Below are 15,813 nucleotides of genomic sequence, written 5' to 3' on the forward strand. Positions count from 1 at the left end.
GCAGTATAGTCGCTCGTATAAGATTTCTCGCTGCGCTTCGAAATGACAGATGTGTTTTTCTCAACTTTCCCAAAACCATCCATCAACCCACCTGTAATATTTATAGAGATAAATTTAAAATCTATACTATTATGGCAGTCTTAAGTAATAAAATAGTAGCTGTTCTAACCGAGGAAGGATTTGAGCAGGTGGAGTTAACCAGTCCGATAGAGGCATTAAGGTATGCCGGAGCAACGGTACATATAATATCCCCGCAAAGTGGGCGAATAAAAGCATGGGATAAAACCGACTGGGGTATTACGGTTGATGTAGATAAGGAGCTAAGCGAGGTTAGCCCCGATGATTATGATGCGCTGGTATTGCCCGGTGGTGTTATGAACCCCGATAAATTGCGGCAGAATAAAGATGCGGTCGCCTTTGTATCTGCTTTTTTAGAAGATGGTAAACCTGTGGCTGCCATCTGTCATGGCCCGCAAGTACTCATAGAAACCGGCATGTTAAAGGGCCGTAAACTCACCTCATACCCATCCCTGCAAACCGACCTGAAAAACGCCGGTGCCAAATGGGTTGACGAAGAGGTTGTGGTAGACAACGGACTGATAACCAGCCGCCGCCCTGCCGATCTGCCCGCATTTAATAAAAAGATGATCGAGGAGATTGCGGAAGGTGTGCATCATGAGGTGTAGCCCCTAACCCCCTGAAGGGGGAACAAATTGCGCTATTTTCATTTCGAAACGAGGAACGAGTAAGAAATCTTATACGAGCTACCTGGCAGTCTTAAGATTTCTTTCTCCGTTTGAAATGAAGGTCAATTTTTTTGTTTGATCAGATTTTAGTAAATTTGATTATGGTACAATTAAGCGGAACATATCGTAATGGGAACATCACATTGGATGAGCCTATAAATATTGACAAGTCGGTTAAAGTGATTGTTACTTTTATGGATATCGATGCCGATCCAAAAGAAAAGCGTTTAACATTTAATGATTTCTCGTTCGCCAAATCGAGGGAATTACTAAAAGATGTTAAAGGAAGTCTTTCTGATGCAGTTATTGAGGAAAGAAGAAGCGCATTGTGAAACTTTTCTTAGATACGTCCACGTTAATTAAATTGTATTTTAAGGAAGAAGGTACAATCGAGTTGGATAAAGTATTAGCCAATTATACGATAACTAAGATTTTCCTTTCCGAAGTTTCAAAAGTTGAATTCTTTTCAGCGATTTATAAAAAAGCACGAACAGGAAGCTTAACACTCCAAAACGTACATGATATTTTAGATGCATTTATTGCTGATGAAGAAAAATATACTTTTATACCGATAGAAGCAGAAATTATAAATTTAGCAAAAAGCCTAATCGAAAAACATGGTATTGAAGGTCTACGAACGCTAGACGCAATACAACTTGCTACTGCTTGTATTGTTAGCCAATCTATCGATATAGCTTTAACAAATGATAAATTACTAAACCTTTTTTTGGTTTCTGAAAATATTAAGACTTCTGTTTAGTATGTCTTCAAAAAAAGCCATCATAATCGGTGCAGGTATAGCCGGAATTGCAACCGCTATCCGTTTAGCTGTTAAAGGCTATACGGTTGATGTATTTGAAGCTAGCGCCACCCCCGGCGGTAAACTGGCCGAAATTAAGAAAGATAATTTTAGGTTTGATGCCGGGCCCAGCCTGCTTACGCTGCCACAATATATTGACGAGCTTTTTGAACTGGCCGGTAAAGAGGCATCGGCTTATTTCCAATACCAAAAGCTGGACGTTACGTGCAAATATTTTTATGAGGACGGTACCAAATTAACAGCCTATGCCGATAGGGATAAGTTTGAGAAAGAAATAACTACTCATATTGGCGAGCCAGCCGAAGCCCTGGAAAAGCAAATGGCCAATAGCGCGCAGATCTATGAGCTAACTAATCCCGTGTTTTTACAGCGAGCTTTCCTGGGCTTAAAAAGTTTCTTTACTAAAGAGGGTTTTAAGGCGCTGCTCAACTTAAAAAAACTAGATACCGGCCGCACCATGCACCAGGCTAATCAAAGCTTTTTTAAGGATGAGCGTATGGTGCAGTATTATGATAGGTATGCTACCTACAATGGCTCAAACCCGTACACCGCACCGGCAACGTTAAATGTGATTCCGCATTTGGAGCAGGAATTTGGGGCGTATTTTCCTAAAGAGGGTATGTATAGCATTATTACCAGCCTGGTTAATTTGGCGGTGATGCTGGGCGTTAATTTCAATTATAATTCGCCGGTTGATGAGATTGTTTTAAAGGGCAAGACCGCGACCGGGATAAAAGTTAAAGGCGAGGTTATTAATGCCGATGTGGTGGTATCTAACATGGATATTTGGTTTACTTATAACAAGCTGTTAAGCGGTTATCCAAAACTTCAGCCTGAAAAAATATTAGCGCAGGAGCGCAGCAGTTCGGCATTGGTGTTTTATTGGGGGATAAATAAAAAATTTGCCAAACTTGATCTGCATAACATATTTTTTAGCGCCGATTATAAGGCCGAGTTCGACCATATCTGGCAGCAAAAAACAATTTATCACGACCCAACAGTCTACCTCAATATCACTTCAAAGCTCAAACCAAAAGATGCCCCGCCGGAATGCGAGAATTGGTTTGTGATGATAAACGTCCCCGCAAATACAGGGCAGGATTGGGACAACCTGATAGCCGATGCCCGTAAAAATATATTAGCCAAACTATCCAGCTTGTTAAACGAAAACATAAGCAAACTCATTATTAGTGAAACCGTGCTCGACCCGCGCGGTATTGAAAGTAAAACCTTATCCTACCAAGGGTCAATTTACGGCACCAGCTCCAACGGTAAATATGCCGCCTTTATGCGCCATGCTAATCAATCATCCAAAATAAAGAACCTGTATTTTGTTGGCGGTAGTGTGCATCCGGGTGGTGGTATACCGTTATGTTTGTTGTCAGCTAAGATTGTCAGCGAAAGTTTATAACGCGTTACAACATGTCATGGGTAGCTAGAGCGAAGGATCTTCTACACGCACTGAGTAAGCAGTTTACATCCTCGGCATATCTGTTTAACAGATTTTTTTATTTCTTACAACATTCTCCGTATCTTCCCTTTTTACAAAAAATAAAACCGCTAGCCTGTATGAAAACTATCAATCGCTTAACTATTATGGCGCTTGCGCTGCTGCCCTTTGCAGTAAACGCCCAAACACCCGAGACCAAAGTCTGGGTGTCCAAATCAAATGACTATACAAAGATCTTACTGGATATTGATAAAAAATATTCGCCCGAGTTTGGCTCACGCCAGGGCCTGGCTGTGTATGACGAGCAGATATCTGTACCTACACTGGCCAACGGCACTGCTGCGCGAAAAGAACGCCTGGCTGCAATTGTCAAACTAAAAGCGGCCCGCCAAACCGAAACCGATGAATTTGTTAAGCAGGACCTGAATATCCTCATAACTAAATCAGAACTGGGGATAAGGAGTGAGTTATACGGACTGCAAAAAAGAGTGCCGTTTTTAAATGCTACCGGCAGCGTGTTTGGCGGGCTGCAAACCCTGCTTGACGACCAAACCGCGCCCGAGCGCCGCCAGGCAGCATTGGTACGCCTGCGCAAATACGCCGGTTTAGAAAAAGGATACACGCCTATTGTTGATATTATGAAGCAACGCATCCAACAACAAATGGCCAAGCCGGGCGTCATCTATCCTTCAAAACAGGATGTTGAAGTATCATTACAGCATGATGTAAGCATGTTGGATGGTATTGGCGAGTTATTTAAAAAATACAAGCTGACCGGCTGGGAGCAGTCTTACGCCATTATAAAAAAACAATTAAGCAGTTATGATGGCTGGATCCGCACCACGATACTTCCTAAATCGCGCACAGATTTTAGATTGCCTGCCGAAGAATATAAACTGGCTTTAGAAAACTATGGGATAGATATTCCGCCTGCACAGCTGGCTAAAATGGCCCATGCTATGTTTAACGATCTGCAAAAGCAAATGGGTGGTTTGGCAAAAAAAATTGCCGAAAAATATAAACTGCCTTCAAGCGATTACCGCGATGTAATCAAATATCTGAAGAAAGACCAGATAGTAGGCGACTCTATTATGCCGCTTTATCATCGCCATTTGGCAGATATAGAAGCCATCATCCGTGAGCATCATTTGGTTACATTGCCTAACAGGCCGGCAATTATTAGGCTGGCGTCTGCTGCCGAGACTGCGCAGCAACCTGCCCCGCACATGGTGCCGCCACCATTTTTAAATAACACCGGCCAGCGCGGCGTTTTTGTATTGCCTTTAAATATGCCGGCTGCTGCAGGTGTTAAAGAAGACAAGTATGACGACTTTACCTTCGATGCGGCTTCATGGACATTGATAGCTCACGAAGCGCGCCCCGGCCACGAATTACAGTTTGATAAGATGGTTGAAGAAGGTGTATCGCAAGCACGTGCGTTGTATGCTTTCAACTCGACCAATGTTGAGGGCTGGGGATTGTATTCTGAGTCGATAACCTTGCCATATATGCCGATTGAAGGTAAGCTGATCTCGTTGGATTATCGCCTGCTGCGTTGCGCCCGCGCCTTTTTGGATCCCGAGCTACAGGCCGGAATCACCACCCAAAAACAGGCCTATGCCGTATTGATGAACGATGTGGTACAGTCGCATGCCTTTGCGCAGGAAGAGGTGGAGCGTTATACGCTAAACTCGCCCGGACAGGCTAACAGTTATTTTTATGGCTACACCAAAATGGTAAGGCTACGTAAGGATACAGAGGCCGCGTTAGGCGCGAAATTCAATCAGCAAAAATTTCATGACTTTGTATTGGCACAGGGCATATTGCCACCGGCGCTATTGCGTGAAGCGGTAATGAACGATTTTGTACCGAAAGAGAAATAGGGTTTTAGAGTCAGGAATCAAGAGACAAGAATCAAGAAACTGGTTAACAATACTAAACCACCAAGTCTTGATTCTTATCTCTTGACTCTTGTTTCTTCAAATTAACCGGCTGCGGTACTTTTACATAATACCCGGTGCCATCATAAATACGTTTGCGCGGGTGCTCTTTACAGGTATCGCTGCAGCAGCCTTCCATGGTGGTGCCGCAGTCATCGCATTGGGTAAAGTGTTCGTTGCACTCGGGGTTGGCGCAGTTTATCATTTTCCCGGTGGTTTTGCCGCAGTTGTAGCAGGTTGATATCACCACCGGGTTAACGCTATTTACCTCAATCGATAAACGATTATCAAACACATAACATTTACCTTCAAAATCCTCGCCGCCTGCTTCTTTGCCGTATTTAATAATACCGCCGTGTAGTTGGTAAACATCAGTAAAACCCTCGTGTAATAGCAGGGCCGATGCTTTTTCGCATTTTATGCCGCCGGTGCAATAGGTAACTATTTTTTTATCCTTGTATTGGGCAAGCTCATTGATCTTATCCGGAAAATCACGAAAATTCTCGATATCCAACGTTATAGCATTTTTAAATTTGCCCAGGTTATGCTCGTAGTTGGAGCGTACGTCAAGTATAATAACATCCTCGCTGTTCTTCAGTTCCAAAAACTCTTTGGGCTCTAAATGCTTGCCGGTTTTTTGCTGCGGATTGATAATGTTTGGATCGCGCAGGCCTGAGTGTACAATCTCTGATTTATAACGCACATGCATTTTTACAAATGATGGCGTATCCACCTCGTCAACTTTAAAGTCTATAGCCGCAAAACGCGGGTCAGCATGCAAGGTATCCATGTAAGTTTTACATGATTCGGCAGAACCCGAAACGGTGCCATTTAATCCCTCTTCGGCAACAATAATACGCCCGGTAAGGTTAAGCTCTTTGCAAAATTTTAAATGATCGGCAGCAAATTGCTCCGCATCCGCTATTGTCGAATAACAATAGTAAAGTAGTGTATTATATTTTCCCATAAAATCATTGATGCCGCTGCAAACGGCGTTAAATGAAGGGCAAAGATAATGTTTTGAGCTGAAAGCTAAAAGGCTAAAGCATAGAAGTTGATAAAGCTTTCTGCTTTTAGCTTTTGCCTTTCAGCTTAACGTATTCCATAGAATATCCTTATCCCCTGCAAATACTTTTTATTGCCGGCATAAGATACGCCATAATCAACCCTGAAAATAAGGCGTTGCAGGCCCACATAAAATTCCGAATAATTGGGGTTGTTCTTTTCGGTTAAGTAATTGGCACCTACTACTTCTTCCAATTTCAGTTTCCTTAAAAACGGAACCTGTTTTAATATAAATCCCGAGAAATTATGTTGGTAATGAGCCTCGGCATAGGCGCTATTTGCACTGTAAATATAAAAGGGTAAAAAATGGAAACTGCCTACATAGGTAGGGTCGAACGTTGTACCCTGGTTACCTAAAAAGTGGTTATAATCCATATAATAAAGCGCGTTTCGATTAAAAAAATCGCCGGCTGATAATTTGAAAGAAGAATATCCCAATAAACCTATCCGGATATGATCTTTAGAAACATCAACCGAAGCAAAATCATAATCAGCATCTGATGCGAAAACGCCGGGAATAGCTTTGCGGTAATTTAACGTAACCGTAGGGTAACGTGGTTCCAGGTAAACTATGCCTGTTGGCCGGGTAATATATTGCTGGTTAAACGTAAACTTAACGGATGTATTAAAAGTAAATGCCTGGTTTTGCGGAAACAGGAATGAGCGGTCGTCAGCCGATGTACCTGCCGGAGCTAACGGATTATTTGAAGTATAATCTGTTTTTGAATTGGTGAAAATATGATTGTAGGAGTTGTTGTACAATTGGGTACGATTGGCATAAGATAAGCTAGCCGACCATAATACCCCATTAGCCAGTTCTCGCTTATATCCAACCGAGCCAAATTCGGTACGGTAATATTTAACATAATTGTTTTCGCTCAATAAGGTACTCAAGGTGTTAAAGTACAATGAGCGCGTACCCACATTATTCAGATCGAGCACGTCGGTGCCAAAGTTGACAAAAAACTCGCCGGCATGAAAAGGATCATAGGTATAAGATGAGTGTATATTGGCGCTAAACATTTTGTTGGCAAAACCATATCGCACAGCCGGCGAAATGCTAAACGTTTTAAAATCATCAGACGTTTTGGAGTACCGTACTTTTAAGTTAAGCCCGTAACCTTCAACCGTGTTGTAAAACAACGTTTGCAAAAATGGATATACGTAAAGCGAGTCCTTATTGTCACGACTGGTAGCTGTAAAACCAAATACAGTATAGGGTATAAGTAAAACGCGGTTCTTGCTTTTTTGTAAAGAATCCAGGTAGGGTTTTGTTTTTTGTATCACAGCTATACTATCCTTTTTTTGATAGTCACGGGTTTCCTGCGCAGTCAACGGCACCGGCCGGTTTTTATCCCAATAGCCTGCCGTTTGAGAATTGGACGCGGTGTCAATTTTTAGTATTTCGCCGGTAAAATAGCCGGGCGGATGGGTAATATTAAACTTATAGTTATTGTAAATGCCAATATAATATCCCTCAAAATTAAAACCTAATACTTTGCCTTTGTAAGCATATTGTATAGATGCCGGCATCCAGGTGCTATCTTTTATAGGCACATATTGCTGGCTTATTTGCATGGTATCAACCAGGTTAAGCGCGTTATCCTTGCTGGTTAATTGCAGGTCGACACTGTAAATGCGCCAATCGCCCTCCACTATATAAATGTTGCCCCTAAATACCGGGTCATATTTTCGGCGCGGAACAAGTTCAATTTTATAAATTGTTTTACCATTTTCATTAGCTATTCCGGCTAGTTTATAGTTATAGTAATGGAACGCGTTACCAGCTACCGGCGATATAAATCCACGGCTGCTTAAACCATTAATGGTGAAAATGTTTTTATAAAAATTGCCCTGAAGGTCGGATGCCTTGTTGTAGCTAAATGTAGGTGTAATACCCGCCATGCGGGTAGATATGGTAACTTCTTTTACTTTATTGGGCCGCTCATAATCAAAATTTGATAGTGATTCTGATTGGTATAATATTCCCCTGCCATTGGTATCCAGGTCTAAAACTTTGGCTACGCCCTGCCTTAAAAGTGATTTTGGTGCGCTGGTTAGTCTTTGCACCCCTTTTACATAAATAACGCACGAGTAGGAGTTGATCTCATTTAAATAATAATTTCTTTTAGCAATCACCTTGTGCATTATACTCATTGCACCCGTATCGCGGCCGCCTTTAGCAGCAATCGATACTTGTTTAAGCTGATATACATCAGTCTCCATTTGTACATTATGCTGTTCGTTATGATCTGTTATGGTTACCTTGTCTATTCGTTCTTTATAACCAACATAGCGGTAAACCACATCATAAGTACCCGGCTCTAGTTTAAACCTATATATGCCATCCTCATTGGTAGTAGTGCCATAGGTAGAATTGCGGATGTAGACAGAAACAAAGGATATTGGTGTGCCTTTAGTATCGGTTATGCGGCCTGATAGAATAAATTGCTGCGCTGATGCTTTAAAAACTAAACCACTCATCAGCATAAAAAACGATAGTAAAAATCTATTCATACAGTACACAATTAAGGTTTTAAAGGCTTAATTGTTTGCGCCGGCAACTATTATTATTTTAAACACGCGGTTTTGAAGCTAAATGCCAGTTTATGCTTAATTTTGAAAAAATTAACTTTTATCATGTATAACACACTACAACCGGTTTTGCAACAGGAACTTGCAGCAATAGAAGAGGCAGGCTTATATAAAAAAGAACGTATCATAACATCGGCGCAGGGTGCTGATATTACCGTACAGGGCGGACAAGAAGTAATAAATTTTTGCGCCAATAATTACCTGGGTCTAAGCGGCGATGCGCGTGTTATTGAAGCTGCCAAGCAAGCGATGGATACCCATGGTTACGGTTTATCATCGGTACGTTTTATTTGCGGTACGCAGGATATCCATAAGGAACTGGAGAAAAAGATAGCCGAGTTTTTAGGTACCGAAGATACCATACTTTACGCCGCTGCATTTGATGCTAACGGTGGTGTGTTTGAGCCTTTGTTTGATGCCCAGGATGCCATTATATCTGATGAATTGAACCATGCATCTATTATTGACGGTGTGCGCTTATGCAAGGCCCAGCGCCAGCGCTACAAGCATGATGATATGGCCGACCTGGAAGCTAAGTTGCAGGAAACCGCTGGCTTGCGTCACCGTATTATTGTTACTGATGGCGCGTTCTCTATGGATGGTACAATTGCTCAACTAGATAAAATTTGCGCCCTGGCCGAAAAATATAATGCGTTGGTGATGATAGACGAGAGCCATTGCTCGGGCTTTATGGGTAAAACCGGCAGGGGAACGCACGAGCATCATAATGTAATGGGTAAGATAGATATTATTACCGGTACGCTAGGTAAAGCTTTAGGTGGGGCATCGGGTGGATTTACATCAGGCAGGAAAGAAATAATTGATATGCTGCGCCAACGCTCAAGGCCGTACTTGTTCTCGAACACTTTGGCTCCGGCAATCACCGGCGCATCAATAGCAGTATTGGATATGCTGAGCGAAACCACCCAACTGCGCGATAAGCTGGAAAGTAATACCCAATATTTCCGCAAAGCGATGACTGATGCGGGGTTTGATATAAAAGCTGGTGTACACCCAATAGTGCCGGTTATGCTGTATGATGCTAAACTAGCGCAGCAGTTTGCCGCCAGGATGTTAGAAGAAGGTATTTATGTGATAGGCTTTTATTACCCGGTAGTACCACAAGGTAAAGCACGTATCAGGGTACAGATCTCTGCCGCGCATGATAAGGCGCATTTAGATAAAGCCATTGCCGCGTTTACCAAAGTGGGTAAGGAATTAGAAGTAATAAAATAATACGTATAGATTTTTTATATTTGTACGTATAAATTCAATTGTTATGAAATTAACGTTAAATATTGAACCAGGAATAATAGAGCAAATGAAACGGGTTGCTAAAAAAAGAAATACAAGTATTTCAAAATTAGCCGAGACCTTTTTTAAGAAAGAAGTTGAAATGGAACGCGAGCCTTTCAGGATGAAAAGCTTAGATGAATTGGCAGATATAGTTAAACATTTTACTATTGCAGGCGATCCGGTGCTTGATTTTGACCATAAGGCCGAATATCATAAGCACCTTGAAGAAAAATACGGATCGTGAGGGTTATATTTTTAGACAGTGATATCTTATTAGATGCAACACTAAAAAGACCCGGATTTATTTTGCCTGCATTGAATATTATAAATTTAATCCAAAACAGACAAGTCAAGGCAGTAACCTCATCGGTCGTATTTGTGAATGTTCATTATTTTTTAGACAGATATGACAGGTCTAACAAATTTACATTATTGAAAGAACTAAGGTCAATTCTATCAATAATAAACGTTAGCGAAGAGATAATAGACCTGGCTTTAAAAAGTGGAATAAATGATTTTGAGGACGCCGTTCAATATTATGCTGCTAAAAATGCGAAAGCAGATGTTATCATCACAAGAAACATAAAAGACTATAAAGAATCAACTATCCCGGTTTTAACTCCTGAACAATTTTTAAGAACATTATAATGCAAGACCAAATAGATCAATACACTGCCGAGATCAACGCCTTCGCACCCGCTAATGCGGATGAGCTGGAAACGTTTCGTATAAAATTTTTAGGTACCAAGGGATTGATAAAAGATCTTTTTGAGCAATTTAAAAACGTTGGCCCTGAGGAGAAACGCACGTTTGGTAAAGTATTGAACCAGTTTAAACAACTGGCCGAAGCTAAATACAATGAGTTAAAAGAAACTCATAACTCAGAACCCACAACTCAAAACTCGGATATTGATCTTACTCTGCCCGGTGATGGTTTCCAGGTTGGCTCGCGTCATCCGTTGTCGTTGGTGCGCAATGAGATCATTGATATATTTAAACGTTTAGGTTTCGTTGTTGCTGAAGGCCCGGAGATCGAGGACGATTGGCACAATTTCTCGGCCCTTAATTTCCCGGAGGAACACCCGGCGCGTGATATGCAGGATACCTTCTTCATCAAGAAAAATGCCGGTAAAGATGATATCGCTTTGCGTACCCATACCTCGTCTGTACAAGTTAGGATGATGGAGAATGGTAAACCACCGTTCCGCGCTATTATGCCGGGGCGTGTTTACCGTAATGAGGCTATATCTGCCCGGGCGCATTGCTTCTTTCACCAGGTTGAAGGGTTATATATTGATGAGAATGTATCTTTTGCCGATCTGAAACAAACTCTTTATCATTTCGTGCAGGAACTGTATGGCGAAGGTACGCAGGTGCGTTTCCGTCCATCGTATTTTCCGTTTACCGAGCCTTCGGCCGAAATGGATATATCATGCACCATTTGTAAGGGTGCGGGCTGTAATATGTGTAAATACAGCGGCTGGGTGGAGATATTGGGCTGCGGCATGGTGGACCCTAACGTGTTAGAGAATTGCGGTATCGACAGTAAAAAATATACCGGCTTTGCTTTTGGCATGGGTATGGAACGTATTGCCAACTTAAAATATGTTATACGCGATCTGCGTTTATTTAGTGAGAATGATGAACGCTTTTTAAAGCAGTTCCAGACAGAGATTATATAGTAGGATGAGGAAATTAGGGATACTAACCGTGTTTATTTTAAGCTGCTTTGCCTGCGGCAAATCAACCGATTACGTCCCTAATGTTTCGGTTAATTTCCAGATGGCATTGACCGACCCGCGACTGAATGCCCTGCACAATACCAATGGCGCGGTAATTATTAACGGTTATGGCGTGGCCGGGCTGATATTATTTCGCCGGGCCGATGGGAGCTATGCCGCTTACGACCGTTGCAGCGCCTATCTGCCGCAAAATAAATGCGCCGTAACGCTTGATAATCCCACGTTAACCTGCTCAGACCCGTGCAGTACGTCCAAGTGGTTGTTACAGGATGGTACGCCAGTTAAGGCCCCGGCTATAAAATCATTGAAGGAGTATGCTGTAAATGTCAGCGCTTTTGAGATATTTGTACAGAACTGATACATGGAAGCCGATAAAATAAAAGATAGCATTAAACGCGCCGCGCAAGATCTGTTTCGCAAGTTTGGATACCACAAAACCAGTGTGAACGAAATTGCCAAACGGGCCAAGATTGCTAAAGCTACTATTTACAAATATTTTGACAGTAAGGAGCACGTGCTGCATACCTTGCTGATGGATTATATTCGCGTAAGTGTTGACGACCTGATCCTGTCGAACCATCCCGAAATGGACGAGGAAACTCACCTGGGCAACCTGATCATGAAAACCTGCCGATTGAGCTATACCGTGTGTAACGAGTTTATCGGTTGGGACTTCATCCGTGAAAGCGCGAACTCGCAGGATTTTTTAAAGAACCTGAGTAATGAGCTGGAGGACCTGCTCATGGCGTCCTTCACCCGTATAACCGCTATCCGCAAAACGGATAACTATCAGCAACGCATGCGTTTCCTGATCAAATGCAGCAAAAGCATTGTGTTTAGTTTTGCCTTTACATCAGTAAGCGATAGTGATGTGCGAAAAAACTTTGTATCCTTCCAGAAAGAAATTTTGCCTTATTTGGTAAAGGCAGCTATTACTATTTAAGTTTTTTTAGTTTTATTGTAGCGTTTGGTGATGCATCTGCGTATTATCATAAAAAAGCAAATCATCTAAACCATGAAAAAGACTTCAATAACACTCGCTCTATTATTTTTCGCCGCGCTTTTCGCGTTAGTTTCCTGTAAAAAGGATTACTCTGATATTGTTAAACTATCTAATGCAGATACCGCCAAAATTACTACCGTGCAAAAAGGCAAGGTTATTTACGTAACGCTTGAATTTGGTAACAGTCCATACTATGAACCGGGTAGCTGGGAGTTTGACACAAGTGTATTAAACGTAGTTACCCACGGACATATAAATCCGCCCGCTGGATTAATTGGAAGTGCAGGTACAGATACCTGGACGTTTAACACATTAACAACCGGTACAACAACAATTAAGTTAAGAAACTCAGGATTCGGCGGAAGTAGTAAGATTTTGTTTAATAGTACAATTAAGGTTGAGTAAGCGCGTCCAGCTCATCAATAGTCCCACCTCCCACTACGTCATTGCTTTTCTTCCCACCACGTCCTTACAGCAATGACGCGTGGAGAGAAGCGCCGCACCAACAAACCGCGCTGTACGAATTCCGCTGACTTCGGACGGCTATTTCGTGAAACAAAACACGCCGTGGTCCGATAGCTATCAGGAGACGTAGAACCGAAAACTTTCCCATAACAAACCACGCAACTCCTTCGTATAAAGTATTGTATATTAAAATAATAAAAACAATCTTTGTAACTAAATTATTACAATTAAGTAAAGTCGTACATAACCATACATTTTTTAACTATAACCCCCTTAAAATTATGAAAGCGTTAAAATTCACTTTAATTGCAGTGTTAGTGGCGTTTGCCATTTCGTGTAAAAAATCAGACACCAGCACCAGTACCGCCGTAACCATCGATGAAGCCGCCGACATGGCTGCAAGCTCGGTATCGTCAAACACATTCGGCTTTGCTACCGTTGCCGATAATGTTGGCGTAAATGCGCAAACACTTACTTCGGTAGGTAGTGTGGGCGGGCAATCTGTTAACTCGCTTACAACCAATACCACCCGCCAGACCTGCGGAACTACCGTTGCCGATAGTATTTCGGCATCGGGTAAAACCAATGATGTTACGTTTAGCTACTTCTACAAGTTTATGCGTACGCTAAACTGTAATGCCAACAGTCAGCCTGATAATGTGGCCAACGCCATTACCTTTAAAGGCAGCATTGACGGCCCGCGCATTACCTCGGTTGATGCCGGCACAGCAAATGTTACTATTGGCGGTTTAACCACCAATGCTACCAACTTTGTTGTTAATGGCAAATACAGCCGCAAGGGCGCTTTCACCTCTAAAGTAGGTGGCAAAGCAACCGGCAGCAGCAATGTGGAAATTACCGCCACCAATGTATTACTATCAAAACCAGCACGTAATATTGTTAGCGGTACGGCTACCGTTACTATATCAGGCTCATCAGCCAAAGGCACTTTTAGCTATACCGGTACCATGGTATTTAGCGGCAATAATAGCGCTGCTTTAACCGTAGGTACAACTGTTTACATCATCAACCTGCTTACCGGTACGTATGTTAAACAATAAGTAATAATATACTCAGCTATAAGCGCCCCGCCTATTTGTCGGGGCGCTTTTTTGTTTTTAAAGGTCGTGGCTATGTGTTGGCACATACTTATAAGTCATTTATTGTCAACGGATAATACTTTGTCAGAATAATATCTATATATTTATTCTAACCAATAATACCTAATCACCCATCTAATGTATATCAGCCATTTATTGCGGATATTCTCCCGGCTTCCAGTTAAATTCGGGCTATTTTGTTCGATGTTGCTGTTATTAGCTTTTATACCCCGCGATGAAGATCCTCTGGTTAAAATTGTTGCCTCGCTACAGCGCTGGACAGACACCATCCCACAGGAAAAAGTGTACCTGCACCTGGATAAACCGTATTATGCCTTAGGCGATACCATTTGGTTTAAAGGCTATGTAACCATCGGCAGCAGGCACCAGCTATCCAAACTAAGCGGCTCGTTATATGTCGATCTGATAACCGAGAAAGATTCTGTTATCCGTGCCTTAAAATTACCCATAACTACCGGCATGGTAATAGGCGATTTTACTTTAGGCGATGAATTTAAAGAGGGCAGCTACCGCATACGCGCCTATACCCAATGGATGCGTAACGCGGGCGAAGATTATTTTTTCGATCGAACTTTTACCGTGGGCAACATTGTAAGCCACAACATCATCACCAAAGCCGATTACCAATATAAAGACATAGACGGCAAACCCGTTCTGACCGCCACCCTGAATTACACTAATGACGAAGGCAAGCCCCTTGCCGGCAAGGATGTGCATTACCAGATCATCATCAATAAAAAAGTGGCCTGGTCAACATCCACAAAAACAAATACGCAAGGGAATATACAGGTAAAGATCACTAATGAAAACCATGTGGATTTGAGCGGCGCCTACATCACTACTACGCTTGATGGCAGCAACAAAAACACCATAACCCGCGATTTCCCCATAAAAGCTGCGCTATCGCAAAGCGATGTGCAGTTTTTCCCCGAGAGTGGTAGTTTAGTTAACGGTATAGCCTCAAGGGTGGCTTTTAAAGCCGTGGGCATAGATGGCGCAGGTATCGCCATAAAAGGAAAGATAACAGATAATGAAAATAAGGAAGTAGCCGAAATAGAAACCCTGCATGCAGGCATGGGTAGTTTTTTATTAAGACCCGAGGCAGGTAAAACTTACAATGCCAACATCGTTTTTGCCGATGGTACAACAAAAACCATAGTCTTGCCAAAAGCAGCCAGCGAAGGTTATGTACTAAGCGTTTATCAGCCAAATAATGACAGTGTTTTGGTGAGGATAGGCGCTTCGGCTGGTTTGCAAAAAGTATTCCTGAACTTAGTCGCCCATACCAGCGGCGAAACCATATTTGCATCGCCTATAAAAATAGAAAAGGCTATTACATCTGTTTGGCTGGATAAGAAAGCATTCCCAACAGGCATAGCGCAATTTACCATCTTCAATAATAATGGCGAGCCGCTGAATGAGCGTATTGCTTTTATCCGCGGCAATGACTTGATGAAACTTGATGTAAAAACAGTAAAAAGCGCCTATAGAAGCAAAGAGCATATCAACATTAATTTAGAAGCAAAAGACAGTAAAGGCAAAGGCGTGCCGGGCAACTTCTCAGTGACGG

Annotated in this window: 15 protein-coding genes and 1 pseudogene; 14 read left to right on the top strand and 2 right to left on the bottom strand. The window is 42.2% G+C overall.

Translation table 11 applies throughout. The features are described from left to right. Nucleotides 1-131 precede the first annotated feature (131 nt). The 5 genes from JWQ34_RS02125 (at nt 132) to JWQ34_RS02145 (ending at nt 4,899) form a co-directional block, all read left to right on the top strand. Nucleotides 132-686: a type 1 glutamine amidotransferase domain-containing protein gene (locus JWQ34_RS02125; RefSeq protein WP_299353224.1), complete on the top strand. Its 555-nt coding sequence runs from the start codon at nt 132-134 to the stop codon at nt 684-686. 161 nt (nt 687-847) lie between these two features. Continuing rightward, the gene (locus JWQ34_RS02130) at nt 848-1,078 is read left to right on the top strand and encodes a hypothetical protein (protein ID WP_299353227.1); all 231 of its coding nucleotides are present in this window, start codon (nt 848-850) and stop codon (nt 1,076-1,078) included. Further along, nucleotides 1,075-1,506, top strand: a complete 432-nt coding sequence (locus tag JWQ34_RS02135) for a type II toxin-antitoxin system VapC family toxin (RefSeq protein ID WP_299353230.1) — start codon at nt 1,075-1,077, stop codon at nt 1,504-1,506. Before JWQ34_RS02130 ends, JWQ34_RS02135 begins: the two co-directional genes overlap by 4 nt. A 1-nt stretch (nt 1,507) precedes the next feature. Next, complete coding sequence (gene crtD, locus JWQ34_RS02140; protein ID WP_299353233.1) at nt 1,508-2,977, top strand: 1-hydroxycarotenoid 3,4-desaturase CrtD; 1,470 nt, start codon at nt 1,508-1,510, stop codon at nt 2,975-2,977. 158 nt (nt 2,978-3,135) lie between these two features. Continuing rightward, entirely contained in the window at nt 3,136-4,899 is a 1,764-nt protein-coding gene (locus JWQ34_RS02145; protein WP_299353236.1) for a DUF885 domain-containing protein, read from the top strand. A gap of 52 nt (nt 4,900-4,951) precedes the next feature. Here the strand turns inward: JWQ34_RS02145 and JWQ34_RS02150 are convergent, their stop codons facing one another. Beyond that, entirely contained in the window at nt 4,952-5,923 is a 972-nt protein-coding gene (locus JWQ34_RS02150; protein ID WP_299353238.1) for a rhodanese-related sulfurtransferase, read from the bottom strand. Nucleotides 5,924-6,048: 125 nt separating this feature from the next. Next, on the bottom strand, nt 6,049-8,538 hold the full coding sequence (locus JWQ34_RS02155) for a DUF5686 and carboxypeptidase regulatory-like domain-containing protein (protein ID WP_299353241.1): 2,490 nt from the start codon (nt 8,536-8,538) through the stop codon (nt 6,049-6,051). A gap of 123 nt (nt 8,539-8,661) precedes the next feature. Between JWQ34_RS02155 and kbl the strand changes: the two genes are divergently transcribed. The 9 genes and pseudogenes from kbl to JWQ34_RS02200 form a co-directional block, all read left to right on the top strand. Then, nucleotides 8,662-9,852: a glycine C-acetyltransferase gene (gene kbl, locus JWQ34_RS02160; protein ID WP_299353243.1), complete on the top strand. Its 1,191-nt coding sequence runs from the start codon at nt 8,662-8,664 to the stop codon at nt 9,850-9,852. A 43-nt stretch (nt 9,853-9,895) separates the two neighbouring features. Next, nucleotides 9,896-10,156: a DUF6364 family protein gene (locus tag JWQ34_RS02165; protein ID WP_299353246.1), complete on the top strand. Its 261-nt coding sequence runs from the start codon at nt 9,896-9,898 to the stop codon at nt 10,154-10,156. Next, nucleotides 10,153-10,560, top strand: coding sequence for a PIN domain-containing protein (locus JWQ34_RS02170; protein WP_299353249.1), 408 nt, complete (start codon nt 10,153-10,155; stop codon nt 10,558-10,560). Before JWQ34_RS02165 ends, JWQ34_RS02170 begins: the two co-directional genes overlap by 4 nt. Next, the gene (gene pheS / locus JWQ34_RS02175) at nt 10,560-11,594 is read left to right on the top strand and encodes a phenylalanine--tRNA ligase subunit alpha (protein WP_299353251.1); all 1,035 of its coding nucleotides are present in this window, start codon (nt 10,560-10,562) and stop codon (nt 11,592-11,594) included. The genes JWQ34_RS02170 and pheS overlap by 1 nt, the downstream gene beginning before the upstream one ends. A gap of 4 nt (nt 11,595-11,598) precedes the next feature. Beyond that, a complete protein-coding gene (locus tag JWQ34_RS02180) occupies nt 11,599-12,012 on the top strand; it encodes a hypothetical protein (protein WP_299353254.1) in 414 nt (137 codons plus the stop codon). 3 nt (nt 12,013-12,015) lie between these two features. Then, a complete protein-coding gene (locus JWQ34_RS02185) occupies nt 12,016-12,597 on the top strand; it encodes a TetR/AcrR family transcriptional regulator (RefSeq protein ID WP_299353256.1) in 582 nt (193 codons plus the stop codon). Nucleotides 12,598-12,669: 72 nt separating this feature from the next. Further along, a complete protein-coding gene (locus JWQ34_RS02190; RefSeq protein ID WP_299353259.1) occupies nt 12,670-13,062 on the top strand; it encodes a protease inhibitor I42 family protein in 393 nt (130 codons plus the stop codon). A 341-nt stretch (nt 13,063-13,403) separates the two neighbouring features. Then, complete coding sequence (locus JWQ34_RS02195) at nt 13,404-14,183, top strand: hypothetical protein (RefSeq protein WP_299353261.1); 780 nt, start codon at nt 13,404-13,406, stop codon at nt 14,181-14,183. Between the two features lie 243 nt (nt 14,184-14,426). Continuing rightward, nucleotides 14,427-15,813 (top strand): annotated as a pseudogene (locus tag JWQ34_RS02200) (TonB-dependent receptor); the annotation flags it as partial.

The sequence above is a fragment of the Mucilaginibacter sp. genome, assembly GCF_028288185.1.
Classification (GTDB): domain Bacteria; phylum Bacteroidota; class Bacteroidia; order Sphingobacteriales; family Sphingobacteriaceae; genus Mucilaginibacter.

Excerpts from the sequence above, each read along its gene's own strand:
- crtD (WP_299353233.1), top strand. The coding sequence starts at position 1,508 with ATGTCTTCAAAAAAAGCCATCATAATCGGTGCAGGTATAGCCGGAATT.
- JWQ34_RS02145 (WP_299353236.1), top strand. The coding sequence starts at position 3,136 with ATGAAAACTATCAATCGCTTAACTATTATGGCGCTTGCGCTGCTGCCC.
- JWQ34_RS02155 (WP_299353241.1), bottom strand. The coding sequence starts at position 8,538 with ATGAATAGATTTTTACTATCGTTTTTTATGCTGATGAGTGGTTTAGTT.
- kbl (WP_299353243.1), top strand. The coding sequence starts at position 8,662 with ATGTATAACACACTACAACCGGTTTTGCAACAGGAACTTGCAGCAATA.
- JWQ34_RS02190 (WP_299353259.1), top strand. The coding sequence starts at position 12,670 with ATGAAAAAGACTTCAATAACACTCGCTCTATTATTTTTCGCCGCGCTT.
- JWQ34_RS02195 (WP_299353261.1), top strand. The coding sequence starts at position 13,404 with ATGAAAGCGTTAAAATTCACTTTAATTGCAGTGTTAGTGGCGTTTGCC.
- JWQ34_RS02150 (WP_299353238.1), bottom strand. The coding sequence starts at position 5,923 with ATGGGAAAATATAATACACTACTTTACTATTGTTATTCGACAATAGCG.
- JWQ34_RS02165 (WP_299353246.1), top strand. The coding sequence starts at position 9,896 with ATGAAATTAACGTTAAATATTGAACCAGGAATAATAGAGCAAATGAAA.
- JWQ34_RS02130 (WP_299353227.1), top strand. The coding sequence starts at position 848 with ATGGTACAATTAAGCGGAACATATCGTAATGGGAACATCACATTGGAT.
- JWQ34_RS02125 (WP_299353224.1), top strand. The coding sequence starts at position 132 with ATGGCAGTCTTAAGTAATAAAATAGTAGCTGTTCTAACCGAGGAAGGA.
- JWQ34_RS02185 (WP_299353256.1), top strand. The coding sequence starts at position 12,016 with ATGGAAGCCGATAAAATAAAAGATAGCATTAAACGCGCCGCGCAAGAT.
- JWQ34_RS02180 (WP_299353254.1), top strand. The coding sequence starts at position 11,599 with ATGAGGAAATTAGGGATACTAACCGTGTTTATTTTAAGCTGCTTTGCC.
- pheS (WP_299353251.1), top strand. The coding sequence starts at position 10,560 with ATGCAAGACCAAATAGATCAATACACTGCCGAGATCAACGCCTTCGCA.